This window comes from Streptomyces sp. NPDC037054 (genome assembly GCF_055606745.1).
Window position 1 is genome coordinate 407,802 of sequence record NZ_JBVJSJ010000005.1, and the last position, 15,869, is coordinate 423,670.

At 73.5% G+C, this 15,869-nt stretch carries 12 protein-coding genes; 6 read left to right on the forward strand and 6 right to left on the reverse strand.

Annotated features, from left to right (window positions below; translation table 11 throughout):
- Nucleotides 1-78: 78 nt before the first annotated feature.
- On the forward strand, nucleotides 79-1,407 hold the full coding sequence (locus ACZ7D7_RS15310; protein WP_470824706.1) for a sensor histidine kinase: 1,329 nt from the start codon (nucleotides 79-81) through the stop codon (nucleotides 1,405-1,407).
- Nucleotides 1,408-1,437: 30 nt separating this feature from the next.
- Here the strand turns inward: ACZ7D7_RS15310 and ACZ7D7_RS15315 are convergent, their stop codons facing one another.
- Together ACZ7D7_RS15315 and ACZ7D7_RS15320 are read right to left on the reverse strand one after the other, a co-directional pair.
- Entirely contained in the window at nucleotides 1,438-1,932 is a 495-nt protein-coding gene (locus ACZ7D7_RS15315; protein WP_470824707.1) for an SUKH-3 domain-containing protein, read from the reverse strand.
- Between the two features lie 59 nt (nucleotides 1,933-1,991).
- Complete coding sequence (locus ACZ7D7_RS15320) at nucleotides 1,992-2,507, reverse strand: YwqJ-related putative deaminase (protein ID WP_470824708.1); 516 nt, start codon at nucleotides 2,505-2,507, stop codon at nucleotides 1,992-1,994.
- A gap of 301 nt (nucleotides 2,508-2,808) precedes the next feature.
- Here ACZ7D7_RS15320 and ACZ7D7_RS15325 point away from each other — a divergent pair, with 301 nt between their 5' ends.
- The 3 genes from ACZ7D7_RS15325 to ACZ7D7_RS15335 all read left to right on the forward strand — a co-directional run bounded on the left by ACZ7D7_RS15325 (nucleotide 2,809) and on the right by ACZ7D7_RS15335 (nucleotide 7,580).
- Complete coding sequence (locus ACZ7D7_RS15325) at nucleotides 2,809-3,798, forward strand: SMI1/KNR4 family protein (protein ID WP_470824710.1); 990 nt, start codon at nucleotides 2,809-2,811, stop codon at nucleotides 3,796-3,798.
- Between the two features lie 8 nt (nucleotides 3,799-3,806).
- A complete protein-coding gene (locus ACZ7D7_RS15330) occupies nucleotides 3,807-6,485 on the forward strand; it encodes an SUKH-4 family immunity protein (protein ID WP_470824712.1) in 2,679 nt (892 codons plus the stop codon).
- A 207-nt stretch (nucleotides 6,486-6,692) separates the two neighbouring features.
- Nucleotides 6,693-7,580 (forward strand): cellulose-binding protein, encoded by an 888-nt coding sequence (locus tag ACZ7D7_RS15335; RefSeq protein WP_470824713.1) that lies wholly within the window; start codon nucleotides 6,693-6,695, stop codon nucleotides 7,578-7,580.
- 18 nt (nucleotides 7,581-7,598) lie between these two features.
- On the opposite strand, the gene ACZ7D7_RS15340 is transcribed toward ACZ7D7_RS15335, so the two are convergent.
- The 4 genes from ACZ7D7_RS15340 to ACZ7D7_RS15355 all read right to left on the reverse strand — a co-directional run bounded on the left by ACZ7D7_RS15340 (nucleotide 7,599) and on the right by ACZ7D7_RS15355 (nucleotide 11,908).
- On the reverse strand, nucleotides 7,599-9,179 hold the full coding sequence (locus ACZ7D7_RS15340; RefSeq protein WP_470824839.1) for a sodium/solute symporter: 1,581 nt from the start codon (nucleotides 9,177-9,179) through the stop codon (nucleotides 7,599-7,601).
- A gap of 29 nt (nucleotides 9,180-9,208) precedes the next feature.
- Nucleotides 9,209-9,703 (reverse strand): DUF485 domain-containing protein, encoded by a 495-nt coding sequence (locus ACZ7D7_RS15345; RefSeq protein ID WP_470824715.1) that lies wholly within the window; start codon nucleotides 9,701-9,703, stop codon nucleotides 9,209-9,211.
- Between the two features lie 184 nt (nucleotides 9,704-9,887).
- Nucleotides 9,888-10,391 (reverse strand): GNAT family N-acetyltransferase, encoded by a 504-nt coding sequence (locus ACZ7D7_RS15350; RefSeq protein WP_470824717.1) that lies wholly within the window; start codon nucleotides 10,389-10,391, stop codon nucleotides 9,888-9,890.
- Between the two features lie 20 nt (nucleotides 10,392-10,411).
- The gene (locus ACZ7D7_RS15355) at nucleotides 10,412-11,908 is read right to left on the reverse strand and encodes an MFS transporter (RefSeq protein WP_470824719.1); all 1,497 of its coding nucleotides are present in this window, start codon (nucleotides 11,906-11,908) and stop codon (nucleotides 10,412-10,414) included.
- A gap of 489 nt (nucleotides 11,909-12,397) precedes the next feature.
- On the opposite strand from ACZ7D7_RS15355, the gene ACZ7D7_RS15360 reads away from it, so the two are divergent.
- Both ACZ7D7_RS15360 and ACZ7D7_RS15365 read left to right on the forward strand, forming a co-directional pair.
- On the forward strand, nucleotides 12,398-13,186 hold the full coding sequence (locus tag ACZ7D7_RS15360) for an ABC transporter ATP-binding protein (RefSeq protein ID WP_470824720.1): 789 nt from the start codon (nucleotides 12,398-12,400) through the stop codon (nucleotides 13,184-13,186).
- Nucleotides 13,183-15,762 carry an ABC transporter permease gene (locus ACZ7D7_RS15365; RefSeq protein WP_470824721.1) on the forward strand — a complete coding sequence of 860 codons (2,580 nt, stop codon included), beginning with the start codon at nucleotides 13,183-13,185 and terminating at the stop codon, nucleotides 15,760-15,762. The genes ACZ7D7_RS15360 and ACZ7D7_RS15365 overlap by 4 nt, the downstream gene beginning before the upstream one ends.
- Nucleotides 15,763-15,869: the final 107 nt, after the last annotated feature.

Genomic DNA, 15,869 nt, shown 5'->3' on the forward strand with positions numbered 1-15,869 from the left:
TTCGTCACTCTGTGTGGCGGGTGGGGCGGGGTGGAAACTCGCCGGAAAAGGGGTGGGGCGCGCCCGTAGGCTGGAGGCATGACCGCGACGGGGGAAGACCATGTGACGGCCCGGGGAGGGCCGTTGTGGTGGGGGCGGTGGCGCGGTGCGCTGCTGGACATCGGGCTGGCCACGGTGTCCTCGCTGGAGTGCGCCGTCGAGGGGGTGCCGTTCGCGCGGGACGCCGGGATCCCGGTCGGTGTGGGGCTGGTGTTCGGGCTGCTGGCCGGGTCGGTGCTGCTGGTGCGGCGCAAGTGGCCGATCGCCGTGGTGCTGATGGCGATCGCGATCACGCCGGCGCAGATGGGTTTCCTGATGGGCGTGGTCGGGCTGTACACGCTGTCGGCGTCCGAGCTGCCGCGCCGGATCATCGCCTCGCTGGCGGGGATGTCGCTGGTGGGCACGCTGATCGTGACGTTCGTGCGGGTGCAGCAGGGCATGGCGCGGGGTGAGTGGACGCTGGGGGACTGGTTCGTCCCGTTCGCGGCCATCGCGACGTCGCTCGGTGTGACCGCGCCGCCGGTGCTGCTGGGGCTGTACGTCGGGGCGCGGCGCCGGCTGATGGAGAGCCTGCGGGAGCGGGCGGACAGCCTGGAGCGGGAGCTTCAGCTGCTCGCGGAGCGGGCGGAGGAGCGCGCGGAGTGGGCGCGCAACGAGGAGCGGACGCGGATCGCGCGGGAGATGCACGACGTCGTGGCGCATCGGGTGAGCCTGATGGTGGTGCACGCGGCGGCGTTGCAGGCGGTGGCCCGGAAGGATCCGGAGAAGGCCGTGCGGAACGCCGCGTTGGTGGGCGACATGGGACGGCAGGCGCTGACCGAGCTGCGGGAGATGCTGGGTGTGCTGCGCAGTGGGGAGGCGGCCGCGCGGCAGGAGCGGGTGAGGCCGGCGCCGGCGGCTCCGCTGGCGGCGGTGGGGGCGGCTGCCGCGGCGGCCGCTTCGCGGGCCGCGGGGGACGAGGGCGCGGCGGAGGGGCCGTGTCTGTCGGAGCTGGAGGAGTTGGTCGGGCAGTCCGCGGCGGCGGGGATGGTCGTGGATCTGTCGGTGGAGGGGGAGGCGCGGTCGTATGCGCCGGAGGTGGAGCAGACGGCGTACCGGGTGGTGCAGGAGGCGCTGACGAACGTCCACAAGCACGCGGCGGGTGCGAAGACGTACGTGCGGCTGGCGCACCGGGTGTCGGAGATCGCGATGCAGGTGGAGAACGAGCCGCCGCCCGAGGCGGGGTCGGCGTCGTCGGCGCGGTTGCCGTCGGGTGGGAACGGCCTGGTGGGGATGAAGGAGCGGGTCGCGGCGCTGGGCGGGGTGTTCGTGTCGGGGCCGACGGACGCGGGTGGGTTCCGGGTGTCGGCGGTGATTCCGGCGGCGTAGGTGGCGCCGTTCGCCTGCCGCGGGCCGGGGTCAGCCCGTCGTGAGGCGGGTGGGTTCCGTGCCGGCGACGAGGCCGGTGAGGGCCTGGTCGATGTCGGCGCCGAGGTACCAGTCGCCGGTGTGGTCGAGGGCGTAGACGCGGCCCTCGGTGTCGATGGCGAGGAGGGCCTGGGTGTCGGTTTCGGCGCCGAGGGGGCTGACCTCGGTGTCGAGGGCGCGGCCGAGGTCGCCGAGGGTGCGGGCCATGTGGAGGCCGTGCAGGGGGTCGACGTGGAGGGTCGCGGGGGCGATCTGGCGGCCGGGTCCGGTGGGGGTGATGCGGAGCGCGCCGAACTCGGCCCAGGCTTCGACGGCCGCGGGGAAGACGCTGTGGCGGTGTCCGCCGGGCGAGGTGTGGTCGCGGAGGGTGTCGGCCCAGATCTCGGCCTGCTTGATGTCCCAGCGTCCGGGCTGCCAGCCGGCGGCGCGCAGGGCGGCGTCGACGGGGACGGGGAAGCGGGTGGTCGAGGTGCGGTCGGTGTGCATCTGCCCTTCGTTCGTCTTCGTTCGTTCGTCGAGTCGGTGGCGGGGTGCGGTCGGCGGGGTCAGTCGTCGTCCGCGGTGGGGTCGACGACGCGGACGCCGAAGTGGGCGCTGAGGGCGGTGCAGGCGCGGCAGGGGGCGGCGAAGCTGCCGTGCAGGGGGTCGCCGTCCTCGCGGATGCGGCGGGCGGTGAGTTTGGCCTGCTTGAGGGCTTTGCGGGCTTCGCCGTTGGTCATGGGCTTGCGGGCGGCGCGTTTGCTGCGGGCGGCGTCGGCGGCGGCGAGGTGCCGGGAGATGAGGATCGTTTCGGCGCAGCGTCCGGTGAAGCGGTCGCGCTGGTCGCTGGTGAGGGCGTCGAGGAAGTCCTGGACGAGGGGGTGCAGGGCGGGGGGCCGGTCGCCGCGGGCGGCGGTGCCGGTGAGGGTGGTGCCGCGGACGGAGAGGGCGGCGGCGACGGTGGGGAGGATGCCGTCGCGGCGGTGGCGCAGGAGGGGGGTGTCGGCGGAGGTGGTGACGCTCCAGCCGATGCGGGGGTCGCCGGATCGGCCGGTGTGCGGTCCCGTCTGTGTCGCGTTCATGATCGTCTTCCCCTCCCGAGCATCCCCCCGGAGGTCACAGAGTGCCAAATGCCGTGGCTGGTGGGGAAGCTGGGGCCGGTCGACACGCCAGGACCCGCTTGGGCTGTCACCAAGGCGTGACAGCAGGTCACGGAACCGGAGGGGGCCTTGCCCGGTGCCCGGTGACCCGTGTCGTCGTACCGCATAGGCTGTCGGCACCGCGTTCCGCGCGGTGACCTTAGAGACGTGACAGTCGATACGGGTCGTGGTTGCCGAGGGTGGTCGCCGCGGGTCGTACAGAGTGCCGCAGGGGGCAACCGCCATGACATCAGGTCGGCTCGGGCAGCAAGCCGCGCCGCCGAACGCGGCCTACGCCGGGCAGGTCGTGAACTTCCCGGATCCGGTCCGCGCCGCCCGTCACCCCAGAGGGGTGCGGGTGGACGAGCGTGGTTACCCCGATTTCTCGCCCTACGCGCGTGCGGCGGTGGAGATCGCCGAGCCGCCGGAGGGCTTCGGGGTCGACGAGCTGCGGCTGACGGACTACGTGTCCGCGAACGCGGCGCTGTCGGCGTCGGGGCACGAGTTGTGGGACACGGTGCCCTCGGTGGCGACGCCGCACGGCTGGACGTGGCACCACGTGGCGGGCACGCGGCGTCTGGAGCTGGTGCCGGTCGAGGTGAAGGCGCTGCTGCGGCACCACGGCGGCATCGCCACGTCGACGGCGGACCAGGACAAGCGGGGCACGCGGCCGCTCCAGGAGACGCGGCCGGCGCACTTCGGGCTGCCGAAGTCGGGCCTGTCGGTGACCGAGGCGCAGGTGCTGGGGGTCGAGGAGGACCTCGGGTACCGGCTGCCGGGCGCGTACCGGTCGTTCCTGAAGGCGGCGGGCGGTTGCGCGCCGGTGGGCACGGCGCTGGACGCGGAGCTGGGTCTGCTGGTCGACCAGCCGTTCTTCACGGTGCGGGACGAGGCGGCGGTCAACGACCTGGTGTACGTGAACAAGTGTCTGCGTGATCACCTGACCAAGGACTATCTGGGTGTCGCGTTCGTCCAGGGCGGTCTGCTGGCCGTGAAGGTGCGGGGCGAGCGGATCGGTTCGGTGTGGTTCTGCGCGTACGACGACGCGCGCGACGTGGATCCGTCGTGGCCGCCGGCCGAGCGGGTGGAGCGCCTGCTGCTGCCGTGCGGTGAGGACTTCGACGCGTTCCTGGCGCGCCTGGCGGGTTCCCCGCCGGAGTTGGAGACCGTGGCGAACCTGATGGTGGACGGCGGCTTCGCGCGTGCCGTTCCCCTTTCTTCCGTGGGGGAGTGAGCTGACCGATGGTGACGTTCGCGCAGGCGCAGGAGCGCGCGGAAGAGTGGATCAACGGCGATGTGCCGGCGTACCAGCACCGTGAGGTGCGGGTGCGGGAGTTCGATCTCGGGTTCGTGGTGTGGGCCGAGGACCGGGCCGACGGGCCGCGTTCGGACGGTGGCGGGCAGCGGCTCGTGATCGCGCGGGACAGCGGAGAGGCGACGCTGTGGCCGGCGCTGCCGGTGGGCGAGGTGGTCCGCCGGTACGAGGAGGAGTACGGCCGTGACGAGTCGGCGGCCGATCCGGCGCCGGCGCCGCCCGCGCGGGTGGACCTGAACCAGACGTCGTTCCTGCTGAGCCCGCCGGAGTGGCTGCAGGAGGCGGCGGACAAGCTGGGCATCCCGGATCGCCGGGGCGAGTCGGCGTCGGCGGGTGACGGTTCCGGTTCCGCGCCCGCGGGTGCGGGTGCGGGTGCGGGTTCCGGGGGTGCGGCCGGGAGCGGGGCGCTGCCCGAGACGCAGGCCGGGGTGCCGACGGGCGCCGCCTCCGGGGCCGCCGGGTCCGCGCCGGGCGTGCCGGCCGGGGCGACGCCGTGGGCCGGTACGGACACCAACGCGGACGCCGGTGACGACCGTTCCGTACCGCTGCCCGACACGGTGTTCGCGCAGCAGATCAGCGACGTCCCCGACGACGCTCCGCCGCCCTCGACGCCGCCGGAGGCCAAGACGGCGCTGATGGCGGGCGGCAGCCAGCTTCCGCGGACGGCGATGGCCCCGGCGATCGACGACGTGAACGCCCCGGGCGGCCCGGGGGGTTCGCAGGGTGCGGGTGTCCCCGGGGTTCCGGGCACTCCGCCCCCGGGCGTTCCCGGTACGCCTCCTCCTGGTGCTCCGGGTGTGCCGCCCGCCGGTGTGCCGCAGGGCAGTACCCCGCCGCCCGGGCAGCCGTACGGCTATCCGCAGGGCCAGGCTCCGGCCGCGCCCGGTACCCCGCCCCAGGGCGTGCCGCACGGCAGCACGCCGCCGCCGGCCGGGCCCGGTGCGCCGGGGCAGCCGCTCGCTCCGCACGCCGGTGACATCGCCGACGCCGCGACCAGCAAGGCCGCTCCGCCGCCGCGGCGTGCGCGGGGCGGCGGTTCGACCACGCCTCCGCCGCCGGGCGCCCCGGGTACGCCGGGCGCGCGTCCGGGGAGCACGCCCGCTCCGCCGTCGGCGCCCGCCGCGCCGGGCGGTACGGCGGGCGGTTACGTGCCGACCCAGATGGCCCCGGCGATCGGCGACCCGAACGCGCCGGGTGCCCCGGGCACGCCGACCCCGCCGCCGAACGCGCCCGGCGGGACGCCTCCGGGCGGGGTGCACCACGCGGCGACGATGCTCGCCGACCCGAGCCAGATGGGCGGCGGCGGCCCCACGCCGCCTCCGCCGCCGGGCGCTCCGGGCGCTCCGGGTGCGCCGGGTGCGCCGGGCGCGCGCCCGGGGAGCACGCCTCCGCCGCCGTCCGCGCCCGGCGCGCACGGCTCGGCGGGCGGCGCGCGCGGTGCCGTGCACCACGCTGAGACGATGCTGGCCGCGCCTCCGGTGGGCGGCCCCGGCACGCCCCCGCCGCCGTCCGCGCCGGGCGTCCCGGGTGCGCCGCAGCCGCCCGGTGCCGTGCCGCCCCCCGGCGCGGTGCCGCCTCCCGGTCAGCCGGTGCCGGGTCAGCCGCCGGCGTACGGCTATCCGCAGCAGGGGCAGCCGACCGTCGGCCCCGGCTACCAGGCCGTGCTGCGCTACCGCGCGCAGGACGGTTCCGAGCAGCAGCTGATCCGGCGTTCCGCGCCGGGCACGCCGCACCCGGAGTGGCAGATCTTCCACGAGCTGCGCGCCATGAACGTGCCGCCGGACCAGGTGCTGGAGCTGCACACGGAGCTGGAGTCCTGCGAACTGCCGGGCGCGTACTGCGCGCGGATGATCCGGGAGCAGTGGCCGCAGGCCCGCATCACGTCGATCGCGCCGTACGGCACGGATCACGCGAGCCGGCAGCAGGGCATGCAGCAACTCCTCGCCCACCAGGGCGAGTTGCACCAGGTCGCGGACGGTCCGGCGCGTCCGGCGCCGGTGCGCGCCCCGCTGCCGCCGGTCCAGCCGGCGCCGCCGGTGCCGCCGGAGGCGATCGCGCAGGAGCTGGCGGCGGCGTTCGGACCGGGCGTGTTCCGGTTCGAGCAGGCCGCGGTGTCCCGGCAGGGCGTGCCGCCGGTGGTGGCGCAGACGCTGGTGGTGGCCGGTCTGCCGATGGACATGGGCCCGTTCTTCTGGGCGCAGGCCCAGCCGGGGCGTCCGGTGCCGACGCTGGCGGAGCTGGCGGCGGAGCGCGGTGTGCAGCCGGCCCCGGACGCGGGCTCGTACCTGGTCGTGGGCAGCGACTTCGGCCGGGCGCTGTGCGTGCAGTACGGCACGGCGAACATCGTCGCGGTGCCGGTGGAGGCCGGTCCGGGCGGTGCGCCGGTGCCGCCGCAGTTCGTGAACACGGGTCTGCCGGAGCTGGCGCGGTGCCTGGGGCTGCTGGGCCGGATGTGGCGGTTGCGGTTCGGTCTGAACCAGGAGCAGGCGGGCCGCTGGACCGTCGACTTCCAGGCCCAGCTGGCCGCGCTGGACCCGGCGGCGCTGGGCTCGCCGGAGAGCTGGTGGTCGGTGCTGCTGGAGCAGATGTGGGACGGGCTGCTGTGACCCGCGCACCCCGTCGCTGACGCCTCGTACGGCCGGTCGGCCGTCGTGACCGGGCCCGTCCCCACCGCAGGGGGCGGGCCCGGCGGCGTGTGCGCACGGCCTCCGCGACCTCTCCTGCCCGGAGTGTCGCGTTATGAGGTGTTCTGCCCCATCCATCAAGATGTGCGCGAAATCATCTCATTTCGGGCTCGCTCGAGAGGTTCCAGGATGAGCAGCGCATCGGTGTCCTCGTACGGCCTCGTGTCCGTGCGGCGCCGCGGTTACCGTCCCGCGCAGGTCGACGCGTACACCGCGGCCGTCTCGCACGAGCGGGACGCCGCGTGGGAGCGGGCCGCCCGGCTGACCGTGCTCGCCAAGGAGACGGAGGCGGAGGCCGAGCGGCTGCGGGAGGCCGTGGCGCGGCTCGCCCCGCAGACGTACGAGGTGCTCGGGGAGCGTGCCCGGCGCCTGTTCGACCTCGCGGGCGAGGAGGCGGAGGCCGTCCGGGAGAGCGCGCGCCGGGACGCGGAGCGCGAGGCGGCGACGGCCCGGGAGGAGGCGTCCGGCGTACGCGACGCGGCGCGGGCGTACGCCGACGCCGTACGCGCGGAGGCCGACGAGGCCGCCCGGCAGCGGCTGGTGGCGGCGCGCGGGGAGGCCGACGGGATCCGGATCGCGGCCCGGCGCGAGGTGAAGGCGATCCGCAAGGAGTCGCTCGGCCAGGTGCGTGAGGTGCGCGGCCGTGCCTCCGCGCTGCTCGCCGAGCAGTCCCGCGAGCACGCCGAGCGGTCGGCGCGGGCCGAGCGGGAGGAGGCCGAGCGGCTGGAGGCGTTCGCGTCGCGTGAGGCGCAGCAACTGGCCCGCGCGGAGCGGACGGTGGCCGAGGCGCGGGAGGCGCTCGCCGGGGAGGAGGCCCGCGCCGCCCGGGCCCAGGAGGCGGCGCAGGCGCGGGCGGCGGAGATCCTCGCCGAGGCGCGGGCCCGGGCGGAGCGCGTCGGCCGGGAGACGGAGCGGGTGCTGCGGGAGCACGCCGACCGGGGGGACGACGTGCGGGCCGAGATGGACCACGTCCGCAGCAGCCTGACCGCGCTGACGGGGCAGACGGCCCTGGAGTGAGGGCCCGCCGGCCGCGTCTCACCTTCCCTTGCGCACCACGCCCGCCAGGATCCGGGCCTCCACCGCCTCGTACTGGCGGCGCTGTTCCTCCGTCCTGGCGCGGCCGGACAGCACCGTGCCGAGCCAGCCGCAGGCGAAGCCGAACGGGATGGAGACCAGGCCGGTCGTCGTGAACGGGAACCAGTTGAAGTCGGCGTCGGGGAACGCCGACACGGGGGAGCCGGAGACCAGGTTGGTGCCCGGCATCAGCAGCAGCACGGCAAGCGAGCCGCCGATGAGCGTGCTGAGCAGGCCGGTCGTGGTGTAGCGGCGCCAGAACAGGCTGTAGACCAGCGCGGGCGCGATGGCGGAGGCGCCCAGGCAGAACGACAGCGTGACCAGGGGCTGGAGGCTGCGGTGCTGCACCATCGTCGCCAGCACGATCGCCACGACGCCCACCACGAGCGCCGAGATCCGGGCGAGGGCCATCTCGCGGCGCGGTGACATCTCCTGCACGCGGGCCGCGAACACGTCGTGCGCGAGGGAGTTGGCGCAGGCCAGGATCATGCCGGCGACGGACGCGAGCAGGGTGAGGAAGACGGCGGTGGTGACGGTCGTGAACAGGAACGTCTCCGCCGACGACACCTCGGGGCCGAACGCGGCCTGGGAGCCCAGCAGATAGGCGGTGTTGCCCTGCGGGTCGACGCGGGCGATCGCCTCCCGCCCGATCAGCGCCGTCGCGCCGAAGCCGACGACGGTGATGACGAGGACGAACAGCGCGACGCACGACACGGCCCAGGACATCGACCGGCGCACCTGTCGGGCGCTGGACGCGGTGTACATGCGCATGGTGACGTGCGGCAGGCAGGCGCCGCCGAGGACCACGGTGAGCTGCGCGGAGATCATGTCGACGCGGGGGCTGGGTCCGCCCGCGAACTGGAGCCCGGACTGGAGGAAGGCGGGTCCGACGCCGCTCTTCCCGGCGGCCGAGTCGAACAGCGCGCCCGGGTCCCAGTCGAAGCGGCTGAGGATGAGGACGGCGACGACACCGCCCGAGCCGAGCAGCATCACGATCTTCAGGATCTGGATGAGGGCGGTGCCCTTCATTCCGCCGATCGCCGCGTAGCTGATCATCAGCAGGCCGAGGCCGATGATGCAGCCGGTCTCCAGCCTGTCGCCGGAGAACCCGAGGATGAACGCGAGGAGTTGGCCCGTCCCGGCGAGCTGGACCAGCATCAGCGGCAGCAGCGACGCCAGCGTCACCACGCACGCCGTGATGCGCACGCCGCGCCCGGCCATGCGGCGTGCCAGGGCGTCGCCCATGGTGAACCGGCCCGCGTTGCGCAGGGGTTCGGCCAGCAGGAACATCAGCAGCATCAGGGACAGGGCGGTGCTCAGGGCGAGGACGACACCGTCGTAGCCGAACAGGGCGATGACGCCGCAGGTGCCGAGGACGGTCGCGGCGGAGATGTAGTCGCCGGCGATCGCCAGGCCGTTGCGCATCGGCGACAGGGAGTTGTAGCCGGTGTAGAACTCGTCGAGGTCGTCGCGGTCGGGGCCGGTCATCACGCACAGCAGCAGCGTGATGGTGGCGACGGCGGAGAAGCCGACCAGGGACATCGCCTGGGCGTTGCCGCTGAATTCCGTGGTCACCGGTGCTCCTCCCGCTTGGCGTCCAGCGCGGCCTGCTTGCGGATGCGGTCCGCGAGGGGGTCGACGTAGCGCCGGGCGGTGTGCTCGTACAGGGCGATCGCCAGCCAGGTGACGGGCAGTTGGGCGAGGGCCAGCAGCACCCCGGTGGGCAGGCCGTCGACGACGGTGCTCGTCATGAAGGACGGCGCGTACGCGGAGAGGATCAGGAAGAGGGTGAAGTAGCCGAGCGCGGTGAGGGTGGCGGTGCGCCGCTGCCAGCGGTAGGCGCTGCGCAGGATCCGCAGGTCGCTGTGGTGGCCGAGGGAGGGGTGCCGCTGGGCCCGGGGGTACGGGTCGGGCGCGGGCGCGGCGGGCGGGGCGGGGTCCCACGGGTAGGAGGCGTGGGCGGCGGGCGGCGCGGGCGGGGGATGGGGGGAGTGGTGCGGCGGGTGGGGCGGGTACGGCGGCGGGGAGGGCGTCGGGCGTGGTCGCGGGTACGGGTCGTAGGACATCCCGTGCTCCTTGCGTGGCTCGGGTCCGGCGCGGCGGACCGCAAGGGGGTGGGGGGTGCGAGCCACGCACGTTACTCGCCGGTCACCTGGCCCGCGACGTTTTCACCGAACTGAGCGGTCGGTATGCCATACCGACGCTGACCTGTGACGTTACCCGCGTTAACTCGGACTTTTGGCCGCCCCGTCAGGGTCTCGCGTCCCGCAGGGACTTGCGGTAATGCACCCCCGGACGGCCGTCGAGCGTGAGGTGTCCGACGGCTTCGAAGCCGTTGCGGGCCAGGACGGTCATGGACGCGGGGTTGTCCAGCGTGGTCCTGGCGGTGAGCGCGGTGAGGCCGTACGACCGTGCCGCCGTCCGGCACATCTCGGCGACCGCCGCCGTCGCCACCCCGCGCCCGGCCGCCGACCGGCCCACGCGGTAGCCGAGTTCGGCCGAGCCGTCGTCCGTCACGTCGATCAGGTTCACGCGCCCGGTCAACTCGCCCGCCGCGTCCAGGACGACGTGGAAGTGGCAGACGCCCGCCTCCTGTTCGGCCAGCAGCGCCGCGTGCCGGGCGGCGAAGCCCTCCGCCGTGAAGTAGGCGTCGCCGCGGTCCGGGACCGAGCGCGCGAAGTACTCCCTGTTGTCCCGTTCGAAGGCCAGCAGGGCCTCGGCGTGGTCGGCGTGCAGTCGTCGCAGGGTCACCATGGCGGCAGCGTACGGGCCGGTCAGTCCTTCAGCACCGGGAATTTCCGCGGCGCCAGCACCAGCAGGACGAGGAACGCGAGCGCCGCGGCCCCGGCCGCCCCCAGGTACACGGCGTGCACCGCGTCGGCGATGGCGTGCCGGGTGGCCTCGTGCGCGGTGCCGGCGTCCAGGGCCCGCGTGACCGACTCCAGGTCGCCGGCGCCGCCGAGCCGGGCCGCGAGGACGCCGTTGGCGATGGCGCCGAAGACGGCGGCGCCGACGGTCTGGCCGGTCTGGCGGCAGAACAGCACCGACGCGGTCGCCGTGCCCCGCTCCGCCCAGCCCACGGTCGACTGCACACCCACGATCAGCGGGAGCTGGAACAGTCCGAGCGCCGCGCCCAGCAGCAGCATCAGCGCCGCCGGCTGCCAGGCCTGCCCCGGGTAGGGCAGCAGCGGGAACGCGGCCAGGACCAGGGTGGCGGTGCCGATGCCGAGCATCGCCGTGTTGCGGAAGCCGATCCTGCGGTACACGTGCTGGCTCAGCGCCGCCGACACCGGCCAGCTCAACGTCCATACGGACAGCACGAATCCGGCGGCCACCGGCGCCAGGCCCAGGACCGACTGGGCGTAGGTGGGCAGGAACACCGTCGGCGCCACCATCAGCAGGCCGAGCGCGCCGAGCGCCAGGTTGACCGCGGCGATGGTGCGGCGCCGCCACACCCAGCCCGGGATGATCGGCTCCGCGGCGCGCCGCTCGATCAGCACCACCGCCACCAGCAGCACGAGTCCCGCCCCGAACAGCGCGACCGACGGCGTCGACAGCCACGGCCAGGCCACTCCGCCCTGCACCAGCGCCGTCAGCAGCACGCCCCCGCACGCGAACACCGCGAGCGCGCCCGCCCAGTCGACGCGGTGCCGCACGGCCGGCGCCTCCCGCTCGGGCTCGTGCAGGTGACGGACGATCAGCCACAGCGCGACCGAACCGATCGGCAGGTTCACGAGGAAGATCCACCGCCAGTCCGCGTACGCCGCGAGGACGCCGCCGACCCCCGGGCCCGCCACCGCGGACACCGCCCACACCGTGGACAGCTTCGCCTGGATCTTCGGGCGGTCCTTGAGCGGATACAGGTCGGCGGCCAGTGTCTGCACCGTGCCCTGCAACGCGCCGCCGCCCAGGCCCTGCACGACACGGAACGCGATCAGCGCCCACATGTTCCAGGCGAGCGCGCACAGCAGCGAACCCACCAGGAACAGGGCCGCGCCCACGATGAGCACCGGCTTGCGGCCGAAGGTGTCGGACAGCTTCCCGTACACCGGCAGCGTGACCGTCACGGCCAGCAGATAGCCGGAGAACAGCCACGAGAACACGGAGAAGCCGCCGAGGTCCCCGACGATCTGCGGGACGGCCGTGGACACGATCGTGGAGTCCAGCGCGGCCAGTGCCATCGCGAGCATCAGTGCCGCGACGACGGCTCCCCGCCGGTCCGGTCCGGTGCCGCGCGCGGTGTCCCGTGTCGCGGGTCTGGTGCTGCCCACCCGAGTTCCCTCCCTCTGCCCGGGTCCGCCTGCGCGGCCCGTCCCTGAGTGCCGACCGATCTCCGACCTTGTGCCTGTCCCTTGCATCTATCGCCGTCCGACAGCTTCCCACTTGATCCTGACGCGACGGCAGGGTGGACAGTGACTGCGTCGGAGGGCGGACCGACCCCGAGACAGTGTCCGCCCGTCGGGGGAGAGCCCTTAGGGGTACCTCCGTACTACGGCTCGGGGAGGTTTCGTACCGCTGGAGGACGAGACGGCCCACCGGCCGTCCTTAACCTGGCTTTACACCGCCGGGGGCGGGGGCGGTCGTACGGACCGCACCTTCGGGGGTGGGGTTTTCCCCCGCACAGGACGGGGCCGGGCACCAGCGCGGTGGGGGGCCTCGGGGGGCCAGACTCGACGCGTAACCAAGCACACGGACATCCACCGACGACCGCGTCGGCGCAGCAACTTGACTCAATCAGTAACCGATATAGGAGACTTACCGTGACATCGGCTGTAACCATTCCCAGGCACGGGGGCACTGGACGGAGTACGGCCGTTGCCGCGCGGGCGCGGCAGGTCGTCAAGGCGTACGGGGCCGGGGAGACCCGCGTCGTCGCCCTCGACCACGTCGACGTGGACATCGCCCGCGGCCGGTTCACCGCGATCATGGGCCCTTCGGGCTCCGGCAAGTCCACGCTGATGCACTGCCTCGCCGGGCTCGACACCGTGACGTCCGGGCAGATCTACCTGGACGAGACCGAGATCACCGGCCTGAAGGACAAGAAGCTCACCCAACTGCGCCGGGACCGCGTCGGGTTCATCTTCCAGGCGTTCAACCTGCTGCCCACCCTCAACGCGATCGAGAACATCACGCTGCCGATGGACATCGCCGGCCGCAAGCCGGACAAGGAGTGGCTGGACCGCGTCGTGACCACCGTCGGCCTCGCCGACCGGCTCAGGCACCGGCCGACGCAGCTGTCCGGCGGCCAGCAGCAGCGCGTCGCCGTGGCCCGCGCGCTCGCGGCCCGGCCCGAGATCATCTTCGGCGACGAGCCGACCGGCAACCTCGACTCCCGCGCCGGCGCCGAGGTGCTGGGCTTCCTGCGCCGCTCCGTGGACGAACTCGGCCAGACCATCGTCATGGTCACCCACGACCCGGTGGCGGCGTCGTACGCGGACCGGGTGCTGTACCTCGCCGACGGCCGCATCGTCGACGAGATGAACCGGCCGACCGCCGAGCAGGTCCTGGACCGCATGAAGGACTTCGACGCCCGGGGGCGCACGTCATGACCGTGCTGAAGACCTCGATGCGCAACTTCCTCGCGCACAAGGGCCGGATGGCGCTGTCGGCGATCGCCGTGCTGCTGTCGGTGGCCTTCGTCTGCGGGACGCTCGTCTTCACGGACACCATGTCCACCACGTTCGACAAGCTGTTCGCCGCCACCTCCTCCGACGTGACGGTCAGCGCCAAGAACTCCTCCGAGACCGGCGAGACCACCTCCGACAACGGCAGGCCGCCCGTCATGCCGGCCGCCGTCCTCGACAAGGTGCGCACCGCCGAGGGCGTGAAGTCGGCGGAGGGCGCCGTCTTCTCGACCTCGGTGACCGTCGTGGACGCCGACAAGGAGAACCTGTCGCCGTCCGGCGGTGCGCCGACCATCGTGGGCAGCTGGAACAAGAACGAGGCCCGCACCATGGACATCACGTCCGGGGCGGCGCCCACCGGACCCGGCCAGGTGATGGTCGACGCCGACACCGCCGACAAGCACGACCTGAAGCTCGGCGACGAGATCGGCGTCATCACCGCCGTCGGCACCCACACGGCGAAGATCTCCGGCGTCGCCGACTTCACCGTCACCAACCCCGGCGCCGCGATCTTCTACCTCGACACGAAGACCGCCCAGCGGGTGCTCGTGGGCGAGTCCGGCGTCTTCACCAACGTCAACGTCACCGCCGCGGCCGGCGTCAGCGACGCGCAGCTGAAGAAGAACGTGACGGCCGCGCTCGGCGGCGCGTACAAGGTGCAGACCGCCAAGGAGACCGCGGACGCCAACCAGAAGGACGTCGAGGGCTTCATGAGCGTCATGAAGTACGCGATGCTCGGCTTCGCCGGGATCGCCTTCCTCGTCGGCATCTTCCTGATCATCAACACCTTCTCGATGCTGGTCGCCCAGCGCACCCGCGAGATCGGCCTGATGCGCGCCATCGGCTCCAGTCGCCGGCAGGTCAACCGGTCGGTGCTCGCCGAGGCGCTGCTGCTCGGCCTCGTCGGCTCGCTGCTCGGCGTCGGCGCGGGCGTCGGGCTCGCGATCGGGCTGATGAAGCTCATGGGCCAGATGGGCATGGAACTGTCCACCGACGACCTGACCATCGCCTGGACCACTCCCGTCGTCGGTCTCGTCCTCGGTGTCGTCGTCACCGTCCTCGCCGCGTACCTGCCGGCGCGGCGCGCCGGGCGGATCTCGCCGATGGCCGCGCTGCGCGACGCGGGCGCCCCGGCGGACGCCAGGGCCGGCTGGGTGCGGGGCGTGATCGGCACGGTCCTCACCGCCGGCGGCGCCGCCGCGCTGTACCTGACCGCCCAGGCCGACAAGGCCTCCGAGGGGTCGCTGTGGCTCGGCGTCGGCATCGTGCTGACCCTGATCGGGTTCGTCGTGATCGGGCCGCTCCTCGCGGGCGGCGTGGTCCGGGTCCTCGGCGCGGTCCTGCTGCGGGCCTTCGGCCCCGTCGGCCGCATGGCCGAACGCAACGCCCTGCGCAACCCTCGCCGCACCGGCGCCACCGGCGCCGCGCTGATGATCGGCCTCGCGCTGGTCGCCTGCCTGTCCGTCGTCGGCTCCTCCATGGTGGCCTCGGCGACTGACCAGCTCGACAAGACCGTCGGCACCGACTTCATCGTCCAGTCCGACACCGGGCAGCTGCTCACTCCGGAGGCGGTCCGGGCCGCGAAGGCGGCGCCCGGCCTGGAGCGGGTCACCGAGTACAAGTGGACGCAGGCCGACTTCACCACGCCCGACGGCAAGACGCTGAAGGACACGGCGATCACGGCGGCCGACCCGTCCTACGCGACGGACGTGCGCACCGAGACCGTCGCCGGGAAGCTCACGGACGCGTACCGGCCGGACTCCATGTCCGTGCACGAGAAGTTCGCCGAGGACCACGGGATACGGCTCGGGTCGGTGATCGAGGTCGCGTTCAAGAACGGCTCCACCGGGCGGCTCACCGTCCGCGCGATCACCAGCAGCGACGTCGTCATCGACGCCGGCGCGATGTACACGTCGATCGAGACACTGGCCAAGTACGTGCCGGCCGACAAGATGCCGCTCGACCAGGTGCTGTTCGCCTCGGCGAAGGACGGCCAGGAGACGGCCGCGTACGCCTCCCTGAAGAAGGCCCTGCACGACTATCCGCAGTACACGGTCCGTGACCAGACCGACTACAAGGAAGCGCTGAAGGACCAGATCGGGCAGCTGCTCAACATGATCTACGGTCTGCTGGCGCTGGCGATCATCGTCGCGATCCTGGGCGTCGTGAACACGCTCGCCCTGTCGGTGGTGGAGCGCACGCGGGAGATCGGCCTGATGCGGGCGATCGGACTCTCGCGGCGCCAGCTGCGCCGGATGATCCGCCTGGAGTCCGTGGTCATCGCCCTCTTCGGCGCGCTGCTCGGCCTGGGCCTGGGGATGGGCTGGGGCGCGACGGCACAGCAGCTCCTCGAGCTGGAGGGACTGGTCGTCCTGGAGATCCCGTGGCCGACGATCATCGGCGTCTTCCTCGGCTCGGCGTTCGTGGGCCTCTTCGCGGCCCTGGTCCCGGCGTTCCGGGCGGGCCGGATGAACGTCCTGAACGCGATCGCGACGGAGTAGCTCCGCAGGTTTCCAAGCCCCACCGCACACGGGGGTTGCGGGGGAAACGCGGGCGCCGGGAGGGCACGAGCCTTCCCGGCGCCGGCGCGTCCGGCCAAGCCGCGGGC

Bases quoted from the DNA above. Each gene is read 5' to 3' on its own strand.
- ACZ7D7_RS15335 (WP_470824713.1), top strand. From the start codon at position 6,693: ATGAGCAGCGCATCGGTGTCCTCGTACGGCCTCGTGTCCGTGCGGCGC.
- ACZ7D7_RS15345 (WP_470824715.1), bottom strand. From the start codon at position 9,703: ATGTCCTACGACCCGTACCCGCGACCACGCCCGACGCCCTCCCCGCCG.
- ACZ7D7_RS15365 (WP_470824721.1), top strand. From the start codon at position 13,183: ATGACCGTGCTGAAGACCTCGATGCGCAACTTCCTCGCGCACAAGGGC.
- ACZ7D7_RS15310 (WP_470824706.1), top strand. From the start codon at position 79: ATGACCGCGACGGGGGAAGACCATGTGACGGCCCGGGGAGGGCCGTTG.
- ACZ7D7_RS15340 (WP_470824839.1), bottom strand. From the start codon at position 9,179: ATGTCCCTGGTCGGCTTCTCCGCCGTCGCCACCATCACGCTGCTGCTG.
- ACZ7D7_RS15315 (WP_470824707.1), bottom strand. From the start codon at position 1,932: ATGCACACCGACCGCACCTCGACCACCCGCTTCCCCGTCCCCGTCGAC.
- ACZ7D7_RS15350 (WP_470824717.1), bottom strand. From the start codon at position 10,391: ATGGTGACCCTGCGACGACTGCACGCCGACCACGCCGAGGCCCTGCTG.
- ACZ7D7_RS15330 (WP_470824712.1), top strand. From the start codon at position 3,807: ATGGTGACGTTCGCGCAGGCGCAGGAGCGCGCGGAAGAGTGGATCAAC.
- ACZ7D7_RS15325 (WP_470824710.1), top strand. From the start codon at position 2,809: ATGACATCAGGTCGGCTCGGGCAGCAAGCCGCGCCGCCGAACGCGGCC.
- ACZ7D7_RS15320 (WP_470824708.1), bottom strand. From the start codon at position 2,507: ATGAACGCGACACAGACGGGACCGCACACCGGCCGATCCGGCGACCCC.